The following is a 21,386-nucleotide window of genomic DNA, read 5'->3' on the forward strand; positions in this document are numbered from 1 at the left end:
CGGAAAGGTTCACCGGTTCCCGGCGCCCGGCACCCCACCTCGCCGCGTTGCAGACCCTCGCGAGTACGACCGAGTACGAGCTTCGGGCCTGCGCCTTGCGATGCACGGCACCGAACACCAGGAACCGGCAAACCTTCCCGGCCACAGCACTAGCGGCGCAGCCGGAGATCGACGTGGTGACGCAGCTGCTCACGATGCGGCTCGGCCTGCACTCCACGCTGCTCGCGGCGCGCATCGATCTGGCGGACGGCCTGGACAGCGCCGCGGTCGACGCGATGTCGGTACGCCTCAAGGAATCCATCCGATCCGCGTGGCCGCACGTGGACCAGGTGTTCCTTCCTGGACGTCACGCGGGCCGGCACCGCCGATCGGCAGGCCGCACGCCGCTACCGGGCCTCGCTCGACCGGGCGATCGACGACCGTGGCGGTGACCGTGACCGTGACCGCGGCTAGGAGCGGAGGCGTCGTCGCCGGGGGGGCCGTGGAGGACACGTGTACGGCGCCGTCGAGCGGGCAGCCGCAGAGCGCCGACCACGACCCGCGGCTCAGCAAAAGGCACAGCAATCGGCACAGTGAGGAGCGCAGGGCTCATGACCAGCCACGACGACCGGGTCCGCTATTTCGAGGCCTTCCATCGGCACGACTTCAACAACGACGGAGTGCTGAACTCCGAGGAGCTGATGGCGGCGTTGCAGGACCTCGGCCGCGACGAGGAGGCCGCGGGCACCGAGCACCTGCTGCGCACGTACGACGCGGACGGCTCGGGCTCCATCAGCTTCGACGAGTTCCTGGCCTTGATGGAGAAGGCGGGGACCGAGACGAGCCCGCAGGCGAGCACCGACGTCTGGGACGCCCGCCGCGAAGACGACGAGAGGACACGCCCGTGACCACGCCGCCGGACCCCGTCCCCCCGAATCCCACTCCCGCTCCCGGCCCGGGGCCGGGACCCGAACCGGGCCCGCTGCCCGGACCCGTCCCCGGCCCCGGCGGCCCGGACCCCGTGCCGCCCGCGCCGCCGCAACCTGGGCCGGACCCCGAGCCCCCGCCCGCGCCGCGTCCCGAACCGGGTCCGAACCCCGGCCCGCTGCCCGGTCCCGGTCCGGCGCCGGAGCCGGTCACCTGAGCCGGGTCACTGCACGGGTCGCGCCCGCTCGGCGGGCCTCGGCGCCTGAGCCGGGCCGTCGGGCCGGGTGCACGAACAAGGCAACCGAGGCGAGGCATCTGAGCTTGTCTTCGGAGGGCGACCGCGGACAGCCACAACCGGACCGTTGCTCCGAACGGTCGACCCCCGCTCGCCCCACCGGGTGAACGGAGCGGTGTCGGGTCGACCACGCGTACGGGCGTCGCGATCATGGCCGGTGTCCGACCACCCGCGAGGGAAGCGGGCATACGTCCCGCCGTCCCGAACTGCCTGCTCAGGAGCCTTCCTTGCACCTTCGCCGCGCGACCGCCTGCGCTCTCGCCTCCGCCGCCGCCCTCGTACTCGCCACCGCGGGCACCGCCACCGCCACCGCGGCGCCCGTACTGCGCAACCCGTGCGGCTTCTACGAGACGAGTTCCGACGCGTACTACAACCACTGCACGTCCGACGGCTCGCGCATCGTGATCACGGTCAGGGTGGCCCTGGCGCCCGACTACGAGCGCTGTGTCGCACCGGGCCGCACCTGGCTCGGCCCGGCGGACAAGATCCAGGGCGCGCACTACACCGGCCGCCTCTGCTGACCTGGTCCAGGTCCCGGTCGACCGGCCCGGAGAAACGGCTTTGGGGACCGGGCGGGGAGCCGTGCGCATGTGCTGCGCGGCTTCCTGCCCGATCCCCAATCTGCTGCCGTTGCCGGTGTGTCAGCCGACCGCCTTCTTCACGAGGTCGGCGATCCGGCGCTCGTCGGCGGCGGTGAGCTTGGTGAGGGCGAACGCGGTCGGCCACATGGCGCCGTCGTCGAGGGTCGCCACGTCGTTGAAGCCGAAGGTCGCGTACCGGGCGTTGAACTTCTGCGCGCTCTGGAAGAAGCACAGGACCTTGCCGTCCTTGGCGTAGGCCGGCATGCCGTACCAGAGCTTCGGGGCGAGCTCGGGGGCGCTCTTCTTGACGACGGCGTGGATGCGCTCGGCCATCTCGCGGTCGGAGTCCTGCATCTCCGCGATCTTCGCGACGACCGCCGCCTCGGCCTCGGCGGCCTTGTCCGCGGCGGAGCCGCGGCGGCGCGAGGTCGCCTTCATCTCCTGGGCGTGCTCCTTCATGGCGGCGCGCTCTTCGGCGGTGAAGCCGTCGTACGACGGGTCGGCCGAGGCGGCGCGCTTGGCGGTGGACTTCGTGGTCTTCGCGGTGCCGGTCATGATTGATCTCCTTGGAAGTGATCCGCGGGGGATGCCAGTTCGGATTGGTGGGTTTTTGGAGCTTTGTCAGTGATTGTTGGTAATACCCAGGAGTGTCGGAGAGTGCTCCCGCACGTCATCCCCAGGCGCCGGCGATCTGGCGCGTCGTGGCATTGAGCCGGTTGAACATGTTGGTGACGCCGATCATGAGGATGATCGCGGCGAGCTGCTTCTCGTCGAAGTAGGTGGCGGCCGCGTCCCAGATGTCATCGCCCACCGCGTCGGGCCGGTCGGCCTGTCGCGTCGCGGCCTCGGCCAGCGCAAGGGCGGCGCGCTCCTCGTCGCTGAAGTACGGGGTGTCCCGCCACGCGACGACCGCCGCCAGCCGCTCGTCGCTCACGCCGGCGCGGCGGGCGCTCTTCGTGCCGCCGTCGACGCACGCGCCGCAGCCGTTGATCTGACTGACCCGCAGGTGCACCAGCTCCAGCGTCTGCCCGGGTACGCCGCCCGAGTGCACGGCCTTGAAGATCTCCTGGATCGGCTGCATCGCGCCGGACAGCACCATCGCGGGGTTCTGCATACGAGGCTGCATCTCGGTGTGCTCCACTTCTGGTCCCGGATCCGTTCGTCGGATCCGTTTCTCCGGTTCGGCCCCGTTCCCCCGGGGTGTGCCTCCATCACAGCCGGGCCGCCGCCGCACGGCGACGGCCGTGGGACACCGTGGGACAGCCGGAACGGGCTTGACCAGCGACGATGCGGGCCCGAGAGTTTTCCTGAGTACGGGACAGAGAGGCGTGATCCGATGGATGAGCGACCGCGTGGGACAGCGGCCGACCCGCAGGAAGAGCTCGCGGCGCGGTTGCGCGGGCTCCAGGAGCTGTCGGGTCTCGGCGTACGCGCGCTCGCCCGCGATGCCGGCCTGAGCTCGTCGTCCCTGTCGCGCTACCTCGGGGGCCAGACCGTGCCCCCGTGGCCCGCGGTGGTCGCGCTCTGCCGTCTCGTCAAGCGCGACCCCCGCCCGCTGCGCCCGCTGTGGGACCGCTGTTCGAACCCGCTGCCCGCACCCCCGAAAGCCAGTCGGCAGGTGCAACCCCGGCCGCGCAACGACCTGCCGCGCGACGTACCCGACTTCACCGGCCGAGAAGCCCCGCTCGCCGCGGTGCTCGCCGCCGTCGACAGCCACCGCGTGGTCGCCCTGGACGGAATGGCGGGCGTCGGGAAGACCTCCCTGGCGGTGCACGCCGCACACCGGCTGGCCGAGCAGTTCCCGGACGCACAGCTGTACGTGGACCTGCACGGGTTCACCGAGGGGCAGGAACCGCTCAGCGCCGATTCCGCGCTGCGCATGCTGCTCGGCGCGCTCGACGTCCCGTCCGAGCGCGTCCCGCAGGAGGGCCTGGAGCAACTCGCCGCGTGCTGGCGGTCGGAACTTGCGGGACGGCGGGCGGTGGTGGTCCTCGACAACGCCGTCGACGCCGAGCAGGTCCGCCCCCTGCTGCCCGGCGCCGGCCCCTCCGTCGCCCTGGTCACGAGCCGCAACCGGCTGCTCGGCCTCGACGAGGTGCCCCCGGTGTCGCTGGACGTGCTGAGCCCGGAGGAGAGCGCCGAACTACTCGCCCGGGCGAGCGGTGATCCCACCGGACCGGAAGGCCGACTGGCCCGCGACCCCGAATCCGCCGCCGAGGTGCTGCGCCTGTGCGGCCACCTGCCGCTGGCGCTGCGGCTGGCCGCGGCCCGGCTGCGCCACCGGCCGGGCTGGACCGTGGGCATCCTGGCCGAGCGGCTGTCCCAGGGCACCGGCGAGGTCGACGCCGCACTGGCCATGTCGGTACGGCAGTTGGACCGGGGGCAGGCCCGGCTCTTCCGCATGCTGGGGATCCTGCCGGGGCCGTCGTTCGACGAGTACGTCGTCGCCGCGGTTGCCGACGTACCGGTGCGTACCGCCCGGATCATCCTTGAAGACCTGCTCGACGCGCACCTCGTCCAGCAGCCGACCGTCGGCCGCTACCGGCTGCACGACCTGGTACGCGGGCACGCCCGCCAGACCGGTGCCGAGCAGGACGCTCCGGCCGACCGGGAACGCGCCCTGCGCCGGATGCTCGACTTCTACGTCCACGCGACCGCCGCCGCGGACGCCGCGCTGGCCGCGCTGTCGCCCAGCCGCCCGCCCTCGGCAGGCCGGCCACCGGCCGAACTGCCGCCGTTCGCGGACAAGAACCAGGCGCTCGCCTGGCTGGTCGCGGAGTACGAGAACCTGATCGGCGTCTTCGAGACGGCGGCCGCGATCGGTGCCGACACGCACGTGTGCGAACTGCCGCGCTTCATGCGCGCCTACTTCGCGCGCCGCTGCGGCACGACGCATCTCAACTACCTGTTCGAGCGGTCGCTCGACGCCGCACGGCGCCTGGACGACCCGCTGCACGAGGCCGAGGCGCAGAGCGACTTGGGCTTCGCGCGCTACAACGCGGGCCGGATGGCCGAGGCCGTCGCGGCGTACGAGGCCGCCGAACCACGGCTGTCGCAGGCCGGGGCCACCCGGGGGCAGGCGGAACTGGCCATGCGGCGCGGCTATCTGACGTGGGATCAGGGGTACGCGGAGGAACCGCTCGAATTCTTCCGGCTGGCCGGGAGGTCGTACGAAGCCGCCGGCTGCCCGACCGGCGCGGCACACGCATCGGCGTCCGAGGCATGGGCGCTGCTGCAACTGGGACAGCGCGAGGAGGCGGCACGGTTGGCGCGCGGCGTCCTGGACATCCCGACCGCGGACCCGGCATGGCCGCCCACCTTCACCGCCCGGATCACGCTCGGCGTGGCCGTCGCCGACGACGAACCCGCCCAGGCGGTCGAGCACTTGCAGCAGGCGCTGGACCTGGCCCGGTCCGACGGCCACATGAACAACGAGGCGTGGTGTCTGAACTGCCTCGGTGTCGCACTCCGGCGGATGGGCCGGTACGACGAGGCGCTCGCCCGGCACCGCGAGGCCTTCGCCCTGCTGGACAAGCTCTTCGAGGAGCACTGGAAGGTCCGCTTCCTCAACGGCTACGCCGAGACGTGCCGACTGGCCGGGCTCACCGACGAGGCCCGCCGGCTGTACGCCCACGCCCTGGCGAAGGCACCCGAACTCGGCTACCGACACGAGGAAGCACAGGCCCACGAGGGCCTGGCGGTGCTGCTCGACGCCTCGGACCCGGCCGCGGCCGCCGAACACCGGGAAGCGGCACGGGCCCTCGTACACGAACTCATGCCGAGCGCGGTCTGACGACTCCGCCGCAAGGCACCGCCGAAAGGCGGTGCCGAGCGGTGGCGCGTCATGCCGGGCTACGGGTCTACGGGGCTGCGTGGTGCCCGCGACGGGTGGTGCTGCGCGGAGCTACGCGGTGCCCAAGGCCTGGGCCAGGGTGAGCTTGCCGGTCGCGATGTGGATCCCGCGCGAGACGATGCGCGCTTCGGTCGTGTCCAGGGACGACAGGCGCGTCAGCGGTACGGGGCCGTCGTCGTGCAGCGAGCAGCACAGCAGGAGCAGGGTGCGCAGCGGCCCGTCCTGGTAGGGGGACTCCGGCCGGGTGACCAACTCACGCAGTACGGGCCACCGGACGGTCGCGTAGCGGCCGTCGTCGGACCATTCGAGGCAGAGCGCGTACAGATCCGCCTGGCGTACGAAAGAGCCCTCCTCGGTGAGGATGTACGCCGTCGCCTCGGCCGCCGGTTCGCCCTCGGCGGCCCGGTACAGCGCCGCCTCGATGACCTCCGAGGAGAGCGCGGGAACGGCGGCGCCCGGCTGCGACCGCTGGCGGCGCACACGTGCCCCGTCGGCCTTCGTCTCCGTCGCGGCCCTGCTCCGGCGCCGGTCGCCGCTCACGATGTGCTCCCGGTGCCCGGTGCGAGCCTCCGCACGATTCCCACGACCATTCGTATCGGCCCTTCCCGCCCCGTTCCCTGCCCTGATCATGCCCCTGATCATGTTCCGAGCCCCGCGCGAACAGCGCGGCGCCCCAACGGAGTAAAAACAGCAGGGGCCCGGAATGTTACTACGCGGAAGCACACGAACGACCGCAGAATCGCGGAGTCGTGCCGCCCGGGTCGCAGCGGCTCAGCGGACGTTCCGGTCGGAGCGGTTCATCCAGTAAAGCTGCTTGTGGTGGCCGCCGGTGGCCTCGACGGCCGCGAGGCGGGCGCGCGCCTCGTCCTCGGTGTCGTACGACGCGATGAGGAACCGCGCCCCGTTGTCGTCCTGCCGCCAGACCTGCCATCGAACCGGTGTGTCCATGGCGGAAATTGTGGTGCAGAGGGCCCGGCCGCGGTACGCCCGCCCCGGGCGGGGGCCCGGTCACTGGCGAGCCCCGGTCACTGGCGAGCCCCGGTCATTGGCGGGTCGGTCATTGGCGAGGCCCGGAGGAGTCGCGGCCGGGTCCGGAGCCCGATGCGCGGTGCCGGCCCGGACCGGAACTGCCGCCGGGGCGCGGGCGCAGCAGGGTGGTCAGCGCCGCGAACAGGCCCACCGGCTCGCCCCGGCGCACGGCCTGTTCGGGCGGCGGCTGCGTCCGGTCCGGGGGGACCAGGCGGATCCAGCACGAGCCGTGCGTCGGGTCGTCCGCGTCGGGCAGCACCGGCTCCGCGTCGGCCAGGTCGCCGGTCTCCGTCAGCCGGGCCCTGGTGCGTTCGACCGCATCCACGGGACCGATCACGACGATGTCAAGCTGTTCGTCCACGGATGGTGCAACGACGAAGGTTGCTGTCAGGTTCTGCTGAATCTGAAACGGCATCCTCGTAAATCCATGATCAACACGCATGTGGCTCGCCGGGCGCGCCAAGTCGCATGCGCGCGACGAATCGGCAGGCGGATGGCGAGTCGTAGGCGAACAGCGAGACGGATGCACATGCATCTTGGCTTCTGAGCGATGGGAAGGCTCGTCCGCGCTCGCTTGAATGGGACACATGGATACCTCGACCGCATCCCCGCACCGCACCGGCCGCGACGCCCTCGACGCCGTGCTCATCACATCGACCGTGCTCATAGGTCTGATCGCGGGCGTCTACTACTGCTTCACGTGTGCGATCATGCCGGCGCTCGCGGACGCCGACGACCGCGTTTTCATCGACTTCCTCCAGCGGGTCAACGACACGATCGAGAACCCGGTGTTCTTCCTCAGCTTCCTCGGCGCGTTCCTGGTCCCGCTCGCCGCCGCGATCATGCAGCGGCGCCGCGGCGGCGGCCCGGTGGGGCGGTGGATCGTGACCGCCCTCGTGCTGTACACGCTCAGCATCGTCACCACCGTCGCGTTCAACATCCCGCTCAACGAGGACCTCTCCGACGCCGGAGCGCCGTCGGCGATAGCCGACCCGGCGGCCGTACGCGCCGACTTCGAGGACCCGTGGATCGCCTGGAACATCGTCCGCACGCTGTTGGCGACCGCGGCGATCGGCGCGATGTCGTACGCGATCCTGCTGCGCGGTCGCGCGCGTGCCGGGCACACCGACGGGGCCTGAGTTCAGTCCCGGGCAGGCACGACGGCGCGTATCGCCGGATCGAGCACCTGGGACGGGTCCCAGCCGTACGACTCGGCGTCGCCCTCGACGACCGCGGCGAGGAACGCCTGCTCGACCGTCCGCAGACTGTCCGTCAGTTCGTGGACGGGGTACGTCTCCACGAACCGGGCCGGCCCGCTGCCGACGACGACCATCACCACAAGCGGCAGGTGGCCCCGCGGCGGCAGCCCCGGGTCGACGTCACCGCCCCAGAACATCACCGGCGACTCGGTGCCGGGCCGCGCGAAGCGTCCCGCGCCGGCCAGCATCAGGAGCTCGGTGTGCGTCGTGGACGACTCGCCGTGGTAGTCGTACAGGTAGATCTCGAGGGCCCCATCGTGGTGGCGGGCCAGCGTGAAGCCCCCGGCCGCGCGGGCGGCCAGCAGTTCGAGCGGTGTCCTCTCCCGGTCGGCGCGGATCGCGGCGACCGCCGCCGGGTAGTCGGCGAGTTCGGTCAGGTCCCAGTCGGGGACTGATCCGTCGGCGCCCCACCCGGCGTACATCGCCCGCGGGTCGGCGATGGCGTCGAGACCGGGCAGCGGTGCCGCGAGCCAGGCGTCGAACCCGTCCCGTTCCATCGGGATTCGTGTTGCGAGCATGAACGAGCGACCACCCACAGCGCGCCTCCGAAGTGCGGCAGGACCGGAACCGGGGCCAGCGTAGTTCCGTCGTCCGACAGCGGACACGCCGCTGTCGGCCCTGCACGTTTCGACCCTGCCCGTTTCACCCCGGCACGTTTCGGCCGTGTCCGTGTCGGCCGTGTCCGTCCGTCCGCGTGCCGGGGGCGCCGGACGGCGGGGACCGGACCCGGTGTCCCGGGTCCGGGTCCGGGTCGGTCAGTTCGTCCCCAGCTCACGTGTGGTGCCGCTGCCGATGTCGTGGAGTTTGTCGGGGTTGGCGACGTTGTGGACGGCGGTGATGCGGCCTTCGGCGTCGAAGTCGAAGGTGACCGTGGCGATCACCCGGTCCGGACCGCTGAACACCATGCCGGGACCGCCGTTGATCTCCGCCAACTCGGCCTTCATGTCGGCGGGGTCGATGCCCTGGTAGGTGACCGTGCCGATCGCCGCGAACCAGCCGGCCACCGTCTCCGCACCGAAGATCGGACGCAGGGCCTGGCGTACCTTGCCGCCGCCGTCGGTCCACAAGGTGACGTCGGGGGACAGCAGCTCCATCAGGGCGTTGACGTCGCCGCCGGTCGCGGCGGCGAAGAAGCGCTCGGTGACCTCGCGTTGCCGCGACCGGTCGGCGGTGAAGCGGGGCCGCCGGGCGCGTACGTGCTCGCGAGCGCGGTGCGCGGCCTGGCGTACCGCGGCCTCGGAACGCTCGACCGCCCCGGCGATCTCGGCGTGGCCGAAACCGAACACCTCCTTCAGCACGAACACCGCGCGTTCCAGAGGGCTGAGCGTCTCCAGGACGACCAGCATGGCCATCGACACGGACTCGGCGCCGACGACGAGGTCGGCGGTGTCGGCAGTACCGGCGGCAACGACGGTGTCGCGGGCCGCGGCGCTGGTCAGGACGGGCTCGGGAAGCCAGGGGCCGACATAGGTTTCCCGCTTGTGCCGGGTGGACCGCAGCCGTTCGAGGGCAAGGTTCGACACGATGCGCGTGTGGTACGCCTTGGGGTCGGCGACCCGGGTGCGGTCCGCGGCGGCCCACTTGATCCAGGCGTCCTGGACCGCGTCCTCGGCATCGGCGGCGGTGCCGAGGATGCGGTACGCCACGGAGAACAGCAGGTTGCGGTTGTCGTGGAAGACGTCGGCGTCCGTGGCCCCTGGGTTCGTCCCCGGGGTGGCCCCGTCGATGGTCCTGTTGCTGTTGCTGTTGCTGTTGCTGTTGCTGTCGGTCTCGTCGTTGGTGTCGGTGTCGGCGCCCTTGTCGGCGTCGCGCCGGGTCACCGCGTGCCCCGGATCCGCGTGAAGCGGCCGCCGTGCGGCCAGAACGCGCCCGAGGCGGGGATCTTCTTCATGCGGTCGAAAGTCGGCCATGGTGCGGCTGTCACCGTCTCCTTGTACCAGACGGCCTTTCGGCCGGTGAGGTACGCCCGCCGCGGGCTGTCGTCGGGGCGGGTGAACTGCACGACCGCGTCGTTGCGGCCCAGGCTCACCGGCGTGTGGTAGTACCCGAACCGGAACGGCTTGGGTTGCCTGCCCTTCAGCTCGCGCAGGATCGACATGGCGGCGTGCACCCCGGTCGGCATGCCGCCCTGGCAGGTGCCGTGCATGACGCCGTAGCCCTGGTGCACGGCCGCGGCGTCGCCCACCGCGTACACCGCGGGATGGGACGTGGAACGCAGCGCCGCGTCGGTGCGGATGCGCCCACGCTCGTCGACGGCCAGACCCGCGGCGGCCGCCATCGGTGACACCCGAGTGCCGCCGGTCCACAGCACGACATCGGCCGCGATGCCCGCCCCGTCGGACAGTTCCACCACATCGGGCAGCACCTTGGCCACCTCGACGCCGCTCAGGACCCGGACGCCCAGGCGGTCGAGCGCCGAGCGCAGGTACGTCCGGGCCTTCGCGTTCATGGCCGCGCCCGGCTCGCCGCGGCCCAGCAGCACCACGTCCAGGTGCGGATGACGCTCGGCGATCTCCGCCGCCGATTCGACGCCGGTCAACCCGGTGCCCACGACGGCCGCCGTGCCGCCGGCGGCCAGCCGGGCAAGCCGGTCGGCCAGCAGCTCGGCGTCGTGTGCGCCGCCGAGGGTGTACGCGTGATCCTCCACGCCGGGCACGGCCGACACGTCGGAGGCGGCACCAAGGGCGTACACCAGGGTGTCGTACGGAAGATTCAGCTCGTCGTCGACCCGAACGACCTTGGCGTCCGCGTCCAGCCCGGTCACCCAGCCGCGGACGAAGCGGGCCCCGGTGCCTTCCAGCAGGCTTCGGATGTCCAGCTCGGCGAGCGTCCGGCCGGTGGCCGCCATGTGCAGCCGCATCCGCTCGGTGAAGCGCTCGTCCGGGTTCACCAGGGTGACCTGCACGTCCTCGCGCTTCTTCGTCCGGGCCGCGAGCTGGACCGCCGCGGACATCCCCGCGTATCCCGCGCCCAGTACGACGATGCGGTGGGCGGTGGTGGCAGTGGATTCGTTCTGTGTGGTCATCGGTCCGCTCCTTTAGCGCCTGTGCTGCGCCTGTTCCGCGCTTGCTGATGACCACCAGATGGAAGTCGGCCCTCGATTCGTGACATGGGGCTGATGTGACCCGCGCCACAGGGTGTGCGGGGGAGGGGTGAGTGACGGCGGACGCGCGTCACCGGCGGGTCCGAGTGCGGGTGAAGTGCGGTGTCTCGGGTAGCCGCCGGACGAAGATCGGCCGACGGGTGGAGGGAGATGTGCGATGAACACCGCGAAAATCGCGTACAAGCCGGTGGGTCTGCTGGCGGGGGCGCTGAGCGGGATGGCCGCGGGGGCCGTGTTCAAGCAAGTCTGGAAGGTTCTCGGCCACGAGAAGGACGCGCCTGACGCCACCGACGAGGACCGCCGGTGGCGCGAGGTGCTCCTTGCGGCGGCTCTGCAGGGCGCCATATTCGCGGCTGTGAAGGCGGCCACCGACCGAGGCGGCGCGACAGCGGTGCGCCGGATGACGGGTACCTGGCCCGGCTGACGGCTGACGGCTGACGGCTGAGAGGTCTGGCTGTCGGCCGGGAAGGCCTGTTGGCCGGTAGCGGCCGGTGGCGGCAGGGCGCTGCCCGCGGGAACCGCGGGCAGCGCTGCCCGTCCATATCCGGTGAGGACCCGATGGCGACCGGTCGGCACGCGTTCTACGGCGAAGGTACGACCCGTTGTCTGCACCAAGGCCGGAACGGTCGGTCCGGCCGGTTGTCCCGGGTACCTCTGCGACGCCGCTACCCGGTGCCGGCGGAGCCACTCGGGAAACAGCCGTACGAACTCGGGCCGACGCACATCGGACCGGCTGACATGCATCGGAAGCTGGGGCGGGAGACGTACGTGCCGGACGCAACTACCCGAAGGCAGCCAGAACTTCGGGCCGGTAGAAGTCGAAGAACCCTTCCTGCTGGGGGCCGAGCCGGCCGACGTAGAACTCGTCGAAGCCCGCTTCCGCGTACTCCCGTACCGCCGCCCGGTGTTCCGCCGGGTCGTCGCCGCACGGCACGTTGCGCCCCACCATCTCCTCGGTCACCAACTCCGCAGCCTGCTCGGAAGTGTCGAGGCGTCGGAAGGATTCTGACCCAACTCCCCGGGCAGTTGCTCGTCGGGCCACAGGCGGTGCACGGTCTTGACCGCCTGGGCGCGGTCGGTGCCTCAGTGCGCCTTCAGCCCGCCGAGGACCGGCTTGTCCTCGCCGCCGGCATCGCGGAAGCGCCGAAGGGCCTCCGTGTCCGGTCCCATGATGATGAATTCGTCGCCGACGCGTCCCGCCATTGCCGCCGATTCCGCGCCGAACCCTGATAAGCACAAGGGGATTTCGCCGAGGATGTGCTCGTTCAACGCCTCGCGGTACCGAGGGCCACACGGAACGCACCGTTGAGCAGGACGCGTGGACGTGGCCAGGTGGGTGAACCCGGCGTCCTCGGCCATCGGCCTGTTCCAGCAACTGGGCGGGGGTGAATTCCTCGGTGTCGAGAAGGTATCCGAATGAAACCACAGGACACCCCCGTTGTTGTGGGCCTTCGTGCCGTGCGGGTGGCCATGGCCGCCGCACCGAAACATCGCCGGGGGCGGGCGGCGCTGCTGTGGCCGCCGTTGCCGCCGAGGATTGGCGTGGTTGCGGTGAACGGGGTCGGATGCGTATCGGATCGGCCCGGGCGGGTAGCGGCGCTCCGCGGGGAGGTGAGGAAGTCCAGGGCTCGAGGAGCTGCAGGCTCACGGATGGAGGCACACGTATGACGAGCCACGACCAGCGCGAGAGGGCGCGGGAGCGGTACGGGCGCGGGGACATCCGTACCGGCAACGCGGGCCACAGCTCGGCCGCCTGGATCGGGGTGGCCGTGATCCTGGCGGGTTGCGTCGTCGCCGCGGTGGCACTGCCGCTGGCCGAACCGTGGCTGTTCTGGACCGGTGTCGGGGTGGCGGCGGTTGGCGCCGTGCTCGGCAAGGTCCTGTCGATGTTCGGGTTCGGGGTCCCGCCCGGCTACCACCAGGAGGGCGACGTCGAACTGCGCGACCAGTACGTGGATGAGGGCGGCGCCCGGCAGTGGACCGCCGGCGGCGCAGGCGCCCGCGCAGGCGCTCATGAAGGCGCCCACGAAGCCGCACGCCGGCGCAGCTGAGGTGCTGCGGTTGGCGTGCTGCCAGGGGTGCGGCCGGAGCCGCCGGGTCGACTGCCGTGCGTATGTCCGCCGAAGCTGAAGAGCTGAAATGCCCGAAAAAGGCCAAAAGGCCAAAAGGCCGAAGGGCCGAAAGGCCGAAGTTGAAGTTGAAGGAGCGTCGTGCCGGTCCGGATCGGGGTCGAGGAAGAGTTCCACATCGTGGACCTGTCCACCGGAATGCCGGTCTCCGCGGCGTCCGGCCTGCTGGAACGCCTGCCGGACCGGACGTTCGTCCGGGAACTCCAGCAGTCCGTCGTGGAGACGAACAGCCGCGTGCACGACACGCTCGACTCGCTCCGCACCGACCTGGCGAGCACCCGGCTGCTGCTGGCGGAGACCGCGGCGCCGCTGGGCCTCGGCGTCATGGCCGCGGGCGCCCCGCCGCAGACCCGGACCGGCACGCTGGACGCAACCCCCACATCGCGCTACGCCCGGATGATGGAGGAGTACGCGGCTGTCGCGGACGAGCAAATGATCTGCGCGGCACAGGTGCACGTGGACGTGCCCGACCGGGACACCGGCGTCCAGGCCATGGCCCGGCTTGCCCCCTGGGTGCCGGTGCTGCTCGCCCTCTCCGCGAGTTCGCCGTTCTGGCTGGGCGCGGACACCGGGTACGCGAGCTGGCGCAACCTGGTCATGCAGCGGTGGCCCACCTCCGGACCGCCGGGGGCGTACGCCTCGGCCGCGGAGTACGAAGCCATGGTCGACGAGCTGATACAGGCGAAGGTGATCGCCGATTCGGGCATGGTCTACTTCGACCTCCGCCTGTCGGCCCACCAGGACACGCTGGAACTGCGCGTGTGCGATGCGTGCCCCGCCGTGGACACGGTGGTGATGATCGCCGGGCTCTTCCGCGCCATGGTCGTCGACGCGTGCGAGGCAGTGCGGGATGGCGGTACCGCCCCCGGTGAGAGTGCGGCGCCAGCGGTGCAAGCGGCGTCGGCAGCGCCGGCGGCGCCGACCGTTCAGGCGGTGCGCCCCGAGTGGCTGCGCGCCGCCACATGGCGTGCGGCTCGTTCCGGTCTGCGCGGTGACCTGCTGAATCCCATCGACCGGAGGGCGGCGCCGGCGGCCCAGGTCGTACACACTCTGCTGGAGCGTTTCCGCGGCGCCTTGGAGGCGGTCGGCGACTGGGCGACTGTTGCGGACCTTGTCGACCGCGAGCTTGCGGGTGGTGGTGCGGCGCACCGGCTGCGCGCCGTCGCGGACGACACGGGGCTCGACGACGTCGTGGACCTGCTGGTCGCGGAGACCCAGGGCGCGCGCTGACGCCGGGTTGCGCGCCGTGGTCGCCAAACCGCGCCGCGCACGGGATGGTGCGATCGCGTATCAGCGCGCACAACGCGGGTATCCGCCCGATCGGAAACAACGACGTAGACGACAGATGGAGGCCGTCATGGCGGGACGTACGATGCCGAAATCGCAAACAGCACCGCCCGGTGTCACCAGGGTGATGTGGTACCGGGGGCTCCCGGTGAACCGCCGCGCCGACGACAACGCCGAGGCCGACCGCCTGCTCGGCATCTACCTGGGCGACCACTTCGCCGGAGCTACCGGCGGCTTGGCCCTCGCCCGCCGGATCGCCGACGTCCACAAGAACGAGGCCTACGGACCTCCGCTGTCCGCGTTCGCCCAGGAGATCGCGGAGGACCGCGAGACCCTGCGGCGCATGATGATCGACCTCGGCTTCTCCCTGCCGCAGGCGAAATCCGCGTTCGCCTGGGTCGCCGAGCGAGCGGGGCGACTCAAGCCGAACGGCCGTCTCATGAGCCGCTCCCCGCTGAGTGCCGTCGTCGAACTCGAGGCCATGCGCGCCGGCGTCGAGACGAAGGCGGCGTGCTGGCGCACCCTGCGCGCGGTGGCCGAGCACGACGACCGGCTGTCCGAGGCCGAACTGCATCGCCTCGTCGATCGTGCCGAGGACCAGGCCAAGCGCCTTGAGGAGATGCGGCTTGGCATGCTGACGCCCACGTTCCGCCCGGACGCGCCGGAAGTACGGGACGCGGAGGCAGCGGAGGAAGGCGAGGCTCAATGGGAGAGCAAGCCGGGGGAGCCGGCCCACAGCCGTAGGACGGGTGAGTGACGGGTAAGTGACGGGTGAGCCACGGAAGGCGTCGAGGAGTTCGGGCAACTGATGGCTGCTCGGACTCGACTCCGCGGCAGCGCCCGCCGTGCGGGAGCCCTTCGTCCCCCTCAGCCCCACGTCATCATGCGATTCGCCGCGGACACCGACTACGTTTACGCGCGGAAGGATCGCGGAGCCGGTGATCACACACCGGCAACCGAACGGGGCTGCGGCAACCGAACGGGGCCGCGGCGGGTGAACGTGGGCGAACGCGACAGCAGCGATGACGGCGGCGGCAACCACCGCAGGCATGAGGAGCGGGGAGCGGGGAACGAGTCGGACGAGTGGGAGGCGTCCCGCCTGCCCGTGCCGCCGTTCGATCCCGAACTCGGCGTCGCGCTGCGGGCCCTGTCGTTGTCGGGCGATGGGCCGCGCGAGTCGCTGACCCCGGACAACCTGGCCGAGTGGCAAGAGTCCGGGAGTGGATCCTTCCGCTGCAACTCGCCGTCATCTCCGGCGAATACCGTCTGGCGCCGCAAGTCCGGTATCCGGCCCCGCTGGACGACTGCCACGCGGGACTCGTCTGGATGGTGCGGCACGCGGACGAACTGGGCGTCGATCCGCTCGGCGATGTCCGGGATGCCGACGACCCGCCGCCCTACGCGGTACCCGGCAGGGCGGCCGACCTGTCCGGGGTGCCTCCCGCGTACATCGACGTCGGCTCGGCCGACGTGTTCCGGGACGAGGACGTGGCGTACGCGAACGCGATCTTGCAGGCGGGCGGGCAGGCGGAACTGCACGTGTGGTCGGGCGGCTACCACGGCTTCGACGGCATTGCGCCGGAGGCGGCGATCAGCCGGGACGCCCGCGACGCCCGCACGCGCCGGCTCCGGCGCCTGCTCCTCCTCGGCTGATCAGGAAGCCAGCAGTGCTTCGATGGCGGCGAGTTCGTCGTCCGCGAAGTCGAGGTTGCGGCGGGCGGCGAGGTTCTCCTCCAACTGCGCGACGCTGCTCGCACCGATGAGCGCGGACGTCATCCGCGGGTCGCGCAGCACCCAGGCGACGGCCATCTGCGCGAGCGTCTGGCCGCGCTTGGCGGCGAGGTCGTTCAACGCCCGCAGCTTTGCGCGCAGTTCCTCCGTGACGCGGTCCGCGGAGAGCGAGTACCACTGCGTCGCGCGAGATCCCTCCGGGATGCCCTCCAGGTAGCGGCCGGTGAGCAGGCCCTGCGCGAGCGGCGAGAAGCTGATGCACCCGACGCCTTCGTCGCCCAGCACGTCGATCAGGTCGGGCTCGATCCAGCGGTTCAGCATCGAGTACGCCGGCTGGTGGATGAGCAGCGGCGTGCCGAGGTCTCGCAGGATGCGCACCGCCTCGCGGGTCTGTTCGGCCGTGTACGAGGAGATCCCGACGTAAAGCGCCTTGCCCTGGCGGACGGCGCGGTCGAGCGCGCCCATCGTCTCGTCGAGCGGCGTGTCGGGGTCGGGGCGGTGGGAGTAGAAGATGTCGACGTACTCGAGGCCCATGCGGCGCAGGCTCTGGTCGAGGCTCGCGGTGAGGTACTTGCGGGAGCCGAGGTCGCCGTACGGGCCCGGCCACATGTCCCAGCCCGCCTTGGTGGAGATCACCAGTTCGTCGCGCAGGCCGTGGAAGTCCTCGCGCAGGATGCGGCCGAAGTTGGTCTCCGCCGAGCCGTACGGCTTGCCGTAGTTGTTGGCGAGGTCGAAGTGCGTGACACCGAGGTCGAAGGCACGGCGCAGGATCGCCCGGGAGTTGGCGAGCGGCTTCTCGTCGCCGAAGTTCTGCCACAGGCCGAGGCTGATCTCGGGCAGCTTGAGGCCGCTGCGCCCGGTGCGGCGGTACGCCATCTTGTCGTAGCGGTCGTCGGCGAAGCCGGTCATGAAGCACATCCTCCTGGTCGGGATCCCAACGTATCCGGCGCGGAGCGCGCGGCCGCCGCAGGTCAGGTGGCCGTGTCGGGGGTGTCGGCGGTGTAGACGCCCGCGAGTGTGGCGGCGAGGGCCGCGTCTGCCGCGCGGTCGGCGCTCGCCTCGTCGAGGGGGTCGCCGCTCGCGAGGAGACGGTAGTAGAGGGGAGCCGAGACGGCGCGGATCACCTCGCGGCCGTCGGTGTCCGCCGGGATCTCCCCGCGTGCGACGGCCTGGTCGACGCACCCCGCCCACTCGGTGATGCGCGTCGCGTAGAAGCGGCGCAGCGCCTCGGCCGTGCGTTCGTCGCAGGTCGCGGCCGCGATGACGGCTTTGAACAGCGGCCCTTGCCGGGGGTCGGTCAGGGTGCGCACCACGAGGCGGGCGTTCTCGCGCAGGTCGCCGCGCAGCGTACCGGTGTCGCTGCGGGAGACGGACTGCTCGGCCATGTCGGCGAGCAGGTCGGCGACGAGGCCGGTGGTCGTGGACCAGCGCCGGTACACCGTGGTCTTGCCGACCTCGGCGCGCCGTGCGACGTCGGCCAGGTCGAGGCGTTCGAAGCCGTGTTCGGCAAGAGCGTCGCCCGCGGCGCGCAGCACGGCCTCGCGTACGCGCGCGGTACGTCCGCCGGGGCGAGTGGTGCCCGGCTCGACGTCGGAAGTCATAACGGGACTCCTGTTCCATTAAGTCGCTCGATGGTGTTACGGTGATCCTACCTTAACGGGACGCCAGGACCGTTAAGGGCTCTAGTTTCGCTTGGTGCTTGGTGCTTGGTGCTTGGTGCTTGGTACCAGTGCCTGGCCGCTTGTGCGGCCGGGTGCATTCGACTCGGATCCCGGCACCCCGACTTCCGACCTGCCCGAATGGGAGATCCCGCCATGTCCACAACGTCCACACACACCAGCCCTCAGGCCGCGGCGACGCCTGCGGCGGCTTCCGCGCCCGTTGGGGCTGGGGTACCGGAGATACCCGGCTCGCCAGGAACACCCGGGTCGCCTGGGGCGGTCCGCATGACGGGGCGTCAGAAGCTCGTGCTGACCCTGCTGCTGGGCGCCCAGTTCATGGTCGCCGTCGACTTCTCGATTCTGAACGTCGCACTGCCTGCTGTCGGAGAGGGCCTGGGCTTCTCGCTCGCCAATCTGCAGTGGATCGCCACCTCGTTCGCCCTCGCGGCGGCCGGCTTCACGCTCTTGTTCGGCCGCATCGCCGATCTCGTCGGACGCAAGCGCCTGTTCATCGGCGGCATGGCCGTCCTCGGACTATCCTCGGCGCTCGGCGGACTCGCCACGTCGCCCGAGGTCCTGCTCGTCGCGCGTGTTCTGCAAGGTCTCGCCACGGCGGCCGTGACTCCGGCCGGATTGGCGCTGTTGACCACGGCGTTCAAGGAAGGGCCGCTGCGCGAGCGGGCACTCGGCCTCAACGGAGCCCTCATGTCCGCGGGGTTCACCGCGGGCGCGATCCTGGGCGGGTTGTTGTCCGACCTGCTGTCGTGGCGCTGGGCGTTCTTCATCAACGTTCCGGTCGCGGCGCTGATCGTGGCCCTCGCGCCGTCCGTCATCACCGACTCCCGTCCGGCGCGGCGGCCCAAGCTCGACATACCCGGCGCCATCACCGTTACCGGCGGACTGCTCCTGCTGGTGTTCGGACTTACGCAAGCCGGTGAGCACGGTTGGACGACGCCGACCACCCTGGTTTCGCTGGTCGTCGGCCTCGCGCTGCTGGTCGGCTTCTGGTTCGTCGAGGACCGGGCCACGGAGCCGCTGGTGCCGACGCGTGTGCTGAAGCGCCGCAACGTGATCTGGGGCAACTGGGCGGGGCTAGTCGCCTTCGTGACCGAAACGTCCCTCGTGTTCCTGCTGACGCTCTACCTCCAGGAAGTTCTGGGCTACTCGCCGCTCGCCACCGGTCTCGCGTTCGGTGTCCTGGGGATCGGGACGGTGCTGGGCGGCACGCTCGGCGGCCGTGCGGTCGGGCGGTTCGGCAACCGGTCGACGATCGTCGGCGGCGGCGTGGTGCAGGCCGTGGCCACGCTTGCCCTCGTGGCGCTCGGGACGTCGGGCGCGTGGATCTGGCTGCTGCTGGTTGCCACGTTCGTCGGCGGTGTCGGCAACATGCTCGTGATCGTGGGCTTCATGGTCACCGCGACCTCCGGACTCCCGGACGACGAACAGGGGTTGGCCACCGGGCTCGCCACCATGACGCAGCAGGTCGGCATCACGCTCGGCATCCCGGTGATGAGTGCGATCGCCACGGCGGCGATGGGGGCGCGTACCGGTGCGGACGCTGTTCTGTCGGGCGTCACGACGGCGATCCTGGTCAACGCGGTGCTGGTGCTCGCGGGGGCGGTGCTGGCCGGGCTGTTCCTCGGCGGGCGGGGTACCTGGCGGGGTGTTGCGGGCAGTGCGGCGCGTGCCGGTGCGAGCGGCGTCGGTGGCGGTGTCGACGGTGGTGCCGGGCGGGGCGGCGGCAGGGGCGGCGAGCCGATCGCGTGACGGCGGCTTGCGTGGCTGGAGGCGATGGGGTGGGCGGGTCGGCGGACCCCCACCCCATCGCGCCGGCGTCAGTTCAACTTCTTTGTCATGCCGGTTGCTTCATGTGACCTGCCTGTCTTTGGTCCCTGTCGTTGGGCTCCGTCTTGGTCCCAGCCTCGGACCGTCGGTGACGGAAGGAAATCTTGTGATGCCGTACAACGTCTCCTGGGAGTCGGCCGTGATCCCCGCGGGCGACCACGAAGTCCCTGCCCGCGTCTACCGGTCCGGTTCCGGCGCGGCAGGCCCGGTCGGCGTGGCGGGCTCGAGTGCGCCGGGTGTCCTGGTCTGGGCCCATGGCGGCAGTTGGCACTCCGGTTCGGTGGCCGAGTGGCATCCCGCGCTTGCGCACCTCGCGTCGCTCACCGGTGCGACCGTGGTCGGCGTCGACTACCGCCTCGCCCCCGAGCATCCGCATCCCGCGCCTCTGGCGGACGTGTTGGCGGCAGTGGCATGGGCCCACGAACGAGCGGGCGGCGCCCCGGTCGTGGTCGGCGGCGACAGCGCGGGGGCCACGCTCGCCGCTTCCGCGGCGCTGGTACGCCGGGACGCGGGTCTGCCGCTGGCTGGGCAGGTGCTCGCGTACCCGCCGATCGACCCGGCGCGCGGGGCGGCGTCGTACCACCGCGACCCGGAGGCGTTTCCGCGGCGCTCGGACTTGGCGGCGGCGTGGCGCGCGTACCGCGGAGGCCGGGGGACCGGCGGCGGTCCGGGGCGCGAGGTCGCGGGCTACAGCACCCCGGCGGAGGCGACGGACGTTGCGGGTGTGGCGCCCGCCGCTCTTGTCGTCGGTGCGCTGGACCCGGTTGTCGACGACGTACGGGCGTACGCGCATGCGCTTGTGGCCGCCGGTGTGTCGGTGACCCTGCACGAATTGCCTGGTGTCGGGCACGGTGCGTTCCTCGGCTCGCCGGAGTTCCGGCGACAGGTGGGCGTGGCCTACGAGGAAATTCGCAATGTCCGGCAGTTCGATGGGAGTGCACGATGAACCACTATTCATCGCTCCTGCGTCACTTCGCCGATCTACGCGACGGTACGCACGGGCAGGAGCCTGGTGCTGTTGAGCGGACGAGGCGGGGGAAAGAGCGCTTGTTCTCGGATGCGGTGCGGCTGATCGACCCCTATGCGCGGCTGGCCCTTGCGGAAATGAACAGCGAACTGCTTCTTGGGACGGGGGAGATCACCGCGACGGGGGTCCGGCGGGTGGTGGGGGGCCGGGGCGGGAGCGAGATTGGCGGGGGTGAGATTGGCGGAGGTGGGAGCGGTGGTGCGGTTGGCGGGGTGGAGGCGCGGTGGGAACTCGGCTGGCCTGAGCAGCGTGCGGCGGGGCTTGCGCCGGTCCTGCTACATGCCGTGTACGGGGCCGGGTTCCACCACCCGCACCTACAGGGCGGGACCGTCGGGCAGTGGCCGCTGAATGTGTTCACGGAGGAGCAGGCCGCTGCCGAACTTCCGGTTCTGCGCGGGATTGCTGCTGCGGAGTTGCACAATCTGGTGTTCATGCGGGATTACCGGATTGTGCCGGGGGTTGTGGGAGAGGGGGGTGGTGAGGGGCTGGGGTAAGGCCTGGGGGCGGGGTCGGGTCGGTTGACCCATGGTTTCGGGGGGCGGTTCACGCCTGGTTTCGGGGGTGGTGAACCCCTGGTCCCGGGGTGGCTGACGCCCTTTCTCGGGGTTGGTCAGGTCTTGGTAGGGGTGGGCGCTTTTGTTTGAGTGCGGCCGTAGCACCCATTTTCGTGACTGCGCTCG

The 21,386-nt window shown here is 71.2% G+C and carries 25 protein-coding genes; 13 read left to right on the plus strand and 12 right to left on the minus strand.

All coding sequences use genetic code 11. The features are described 5' to 3' along the window. The first annotated feature begins 47 nt into the window (after positions 1-47). The 3 genes from ACWD12_RS11920 (at position 48) to ACWD12_RS11930 (ending at position 1,722) form a co-directional block, all read left to right on the plus strand. Complete coding sequence (locus tag ACWD12_RS11920; RefSeq protein ID WP_450099425.1) at positions 48-431, plus strand: hypothetical protein; 384 nt, start codon at positions 48-50, stop codon at positions 429-431. Between the two features lie 159 nt (positions 432-590). Continuing rightward, the gene (locus ACWD12_RS11925) at positions 591-887 is read left to right on the plus strand and encodes an EF-hand domain-containing protein (protein WP_358354400.1); all 297 of its coding nucleotides are present in this window, start codon (positions 591-593) and stop codon (positions 885-887) included. 541 nt (positions 888-1,428) lie between these two features. Next, complete coding sequence (locus tag ACWD12_RS11930) at positions 1,429-1,722, plus strand: DUF6355 family natural product biosynthesis protein (RefSeq protein WP_358354403.1); 294 nt, start codon at positions 1,429-1,431, stop codon at positions 1,720-1,722. Positions 1,723-1,842: 120 nt separating this feature from the next. Here ACWD12_RS11930 and ACWD12_RS11935 read toward each other — a convergent pair whose 3' ends face one another. Both ACWD12_RS11935 and ACWD12_RS11940 read right to left on the minus strand, forming a co-directional pair. Beyond that, complete coding sequence (locus tag ACWD12_RS11935; RefSeq protein WP_358354406.1) at positions 1,843-2,337, minus strand: iron chaperone; 495 nt, start codon at positions 2,335-2,337, stop codon at positions 1,843-1,845. A gap of 115 nt (positions 2,338-2,452) precedes the next feature. Further along, positions 2,453-2,908, minus strand: a complete 456-nt coding sequence (locus ACWD12_RS11940) for a carboxymuconolactone decarboxylase family protein (RefSeq protein WP_358354409.1) — start codon at positions 2,906-2,908, stop codon at positions 2,453-2,455. A gap of 210 nt (positions 2,909-3,118) precedes the next feature. Here ACWD12_RS11940 and ACWD12_RS11945 point away from each other — a divergent pair, with 210 nt between their 5' ends. Further along, complete coding sequence (locus ACWD12_RS11945) at positions 3,119-5,575, plus strand: tetratricopeptide repeat protein (protein ID WP_450099426.1); 2,457 nt, start codon at positions 3,119-3,121, stop codon at positions 5,573-5,575. Between the two features lie 111 nt (positions 5,576-5,686). On the opposite strand, the gene ACWD12_RS11950 is transcribed toward ACWD12_RS11945, so the two are convergent. The 3 genes from ACWD12_RS11950 to ACWD12_RS11960 form a co-directional block, all read right to left on the minus strand. Continuing rightward, positions 5,687-6,175 (minus strand): hypothetical protein, encoded by a 489-nt coding sequence (locus tag ACWD12_RS11950; protein ID WP_358354414.1) that lies wholly within the window; start codon positions 6,173-6,175, stop codon positions 5,687-5,689. A 231-nt stretch (positions 6,176-6,406) separates the two neighbouring features. Beyond that, positions 6,407-6,583 carry an SPOR domain-containing protein gene (locus tag ACWD12_RS11955; protein WP_358354417.1) on the minus strand — a complete coding sequence of 59 codons (177 nt, stop codon included), beginning with the start codon at positions 6,581-6,583 and terminating at the stop codon, positions 6,407-6,409. A gap of 109 nt (positions 6,584-6,692) precedes the next feature. Further along, positions 6,693-7,079, minus strand: a complete 387-nt coding sequence (locus ACWD12_RS11960) for a hypothetical protein (protein WP_450099427.1) — start codon at positions 7,077-7,079, stop codon at positions 6,693-6,695. A 172-nt stretch (positions 7,080-7,251) separates the two neighbouring features. Between ACWD12_RS11960 and ACWD12_RS11965 the strand changes: the two genes are divergently transcribed. Continuing rightward, positions 7,252-7,803: an anthrone oxygenase family protein gene (locus tag ACWD12_RS11965; protein ID WP_450099428.1), complete on the plus strand. Its 552-nt coding sequence runs from the start codon at positions 7,252-7,254 to the stop codon at positions 7,801-7,803. A 2-nt stretch (positions 7,804-7,805) separates the two neighbouring features. Here ACWD12_RS11965 and ACWD12_RS11970 read toward each other — a convergent pair whose 3' ends face one another. The 3 genes from ACWD12_RS11970 to ACWD12_RS11980 all read right to left on the minus strand — a co-directional run bounded on the left by ACWD12_RS11970 (position 7,806) and on the right by ACWD12_RS11980 (position 10,948). After that, positions 7,806-8,441 (minus strand): hypothetical protein, encoded by a 636-nt coding sequence (locus ACWD12_RS11970; protein ID WP_450099429.1) that lies wholly within the window; start codon positions 8,439-8,441, stop codon positions 7,806-7,808. A 237-nt stretch (positions 8,442-8,678) separates the two neighbouring features. After that, positions 8,679-9,650, minus strand: a complete 972-nt coding sequence (locus tag ACWD12_RS11975) for an RNA polymerase sigma-70 factor (RefSeq protein ID WP_450099646.1) — start codon at positions 9,648-9,650, stop codon at positions 8,679-8,681. A gap of 89 nt (positions 9,651-9,739) precedes the next feature. Next, the gene (locus tag ACWD12_RS11980; RefSeq protein ID WP_450099430.1) at positions 9,740-10,948 is read right to left on the minus strand and encodes an NAD(P)/FAD-dependent oxidoreductase; all 1,209 of its coding nucleotides are present in this window, start codon (positions 10,946-10,948) and stop codon (positions 9,740-9,742) included. Positions 10,949-11,183: 235 nt separating this feature from the next. Between ACWD12_RS11980 and ACWD12_RS11985 the strand changes: the two genes are divergently transcribed. After that, entirely contained in the window at positions 11,184-11,450 is a 267-nt protein-coding gene (locus tag ACWD12_RS11985) for a DUF4235 domain-containing protein (protein ID WP_358363938.1), read from the plus strand. A 357-nt stretch (positions 11,451-11,807) separates the two neighbouring features. Here ACWD12_RS11985 and ACWD12_RS11990 read toward each other — a convergent pair whose 3' ends face one another. Then, positions 11,808-11,990, minus strand: coding sequence for a hypothetical protein (locus tag ACWD12_RS11990; RefSeq protein ID WP_450099431.1), 183 nt, complete (start codon positions 11,988-11,990; stop codon positions 11,808-11,810). Between the two features lie 119 nt (positions 11,991-12,109). Next, the gene (locus tag ACWD12_RS11995; protein WP_450099432.1) at positions 12,110-12,295 is read right to left on the minus strand and encodes a hypothetical protein; all 186 of its coding nucleotides are present in this window, start codon (positions 12,293-12,295) and stop codon (positions 12,110-12,112) included. 395 nt (positions 12,296-12,690) lie between these two features. Between ACWD12_RS11995 and ACWD12_RS12000 the strand changes: the two genes are divergently transcribed. From ACWD12_RS12000 to ACWD12_RS12015, 4 genes are all read left to right on the plus strand, one after another. Next, positions 12,691-13,077 (plus strand): HGxxPAAW family protein, encoded by a 387-nt coding sequence (locus ACWD12_RS12000; protein ID WP_450099433.1) that lies wholly within the window; start codon positions 12,691-12,693, stop codon positions 13,075-13,077. Positions 13,078-13,236: 159 nt separating this feature from the next. Further along, positions 13,237-14,385 (plus strand): carboxylate-amine ligase, encoded by a 1,149-nt coding sequence (locus ACWD12_RS12005; RefSeq protein ID WP_450099434.1) that lies wholly within the window; start codon positions 13,237-13,239, stop codon positions 14,383-14,385. 127 nt (positions 14,386-14,512) lie between these two features. Beyond that, positions 14,513-15,199 carry a hypothetical protein gene (locus ACWD12_RS12010; RefSeq protein ID WP_358363932.1) on the plus strand — a complete coding sequence of 229 codons (687 nt, stop codon included), beginning with the start codon at positions 14,513-14,515 and terminating at the stop codon, positions 15,197-15,199. Positions 15,200-15,645: 446 nt separating this feature from the next. Then, positions 15,646-16,095 (plus strand): alpha/beta hydrolase, encoded by a 450-nt coding sequence (locus ACWD12_RS12015; protein WP_450099435.1) that lies wholly within the window; start codon positions 15,646-15,648, stop codon positions 16,093-16,095. On the opposite strand, the gene mgrA is transcribed toward ACWD12_RS12015, so the two are convergent. Next, entirely contained in the window at positions 16,096-17,082 is a 987-nt protein-coding gene (gene mgrA / locus ACWD12_RS12020) for an L-glyceraldehyde 3-phosphate reductase (protein WP_450099436.1), read from the minus strand. It lies immediately after the preceding gene. A gap of 62 nt (positions 17,083-17,144) precedes the next feature. Continuing rightward, positions 17,145-17,774, minus strand: a complete 630-nt coding sequence (locus tag ACWD12_RS12025; RefSeq protein WP_450099437.1) for a TetR/AcrR family transcriptional regulator — start codon at positions 17,772-17,774, stop codon at positions 17,145-17,147. Positions 17,775-18,119: 345 nt separating this feature from the next. On the opposite strand from ACWD12_RS12025, the gene ACWD12_RS12030 reads away from it, so the two are divergent. The 3 genes from ACWD12_RS12030 (at position 18,120) to ACWD12_RS12040 (ending at position 21,200) form a co-directional block, all read left to right on the plus strand. After that, entirely contained in the window at positions 18,120-19,601 is a 1,482-nt protein-coding gene (locus ACWD12_RS12030) for an MFS transporter (RefSeq protein WP_450099438.1), read from the plus strand. A gap of 187 nt (positions 19,602-19,788) precedes the next feature. Then, positions 19,789-20,625, plus strand: a complete 837-nt coding sequence (locus tag ACWD12_RS12035; protein ID WP_450099439.1) for an alpha/beta hydrolase fold domain-containing protein — start codon at positions 19,789-19,791, stop codon at positions 20,623-20,625. Next, complete coding sequence (locus tag ACWD12_RS12040; protein WP_450099440.1) at positions 20,622-21,200, plus strand: hypothetical protein; 579 nt, start codon at positions 20,622-20,624, stop codon at positions 21,198-21,200. The genes ACWD12_RS12035 and ACWD12_RS12040 overlap by 4 nt, the downstream gene beginning before the upstream one ends. Positions 21,201-21,386 lie beyond the last annotated feature (186 nt).

The organism is Streptodolium elevatio (genome assembly GCF_053592165.1).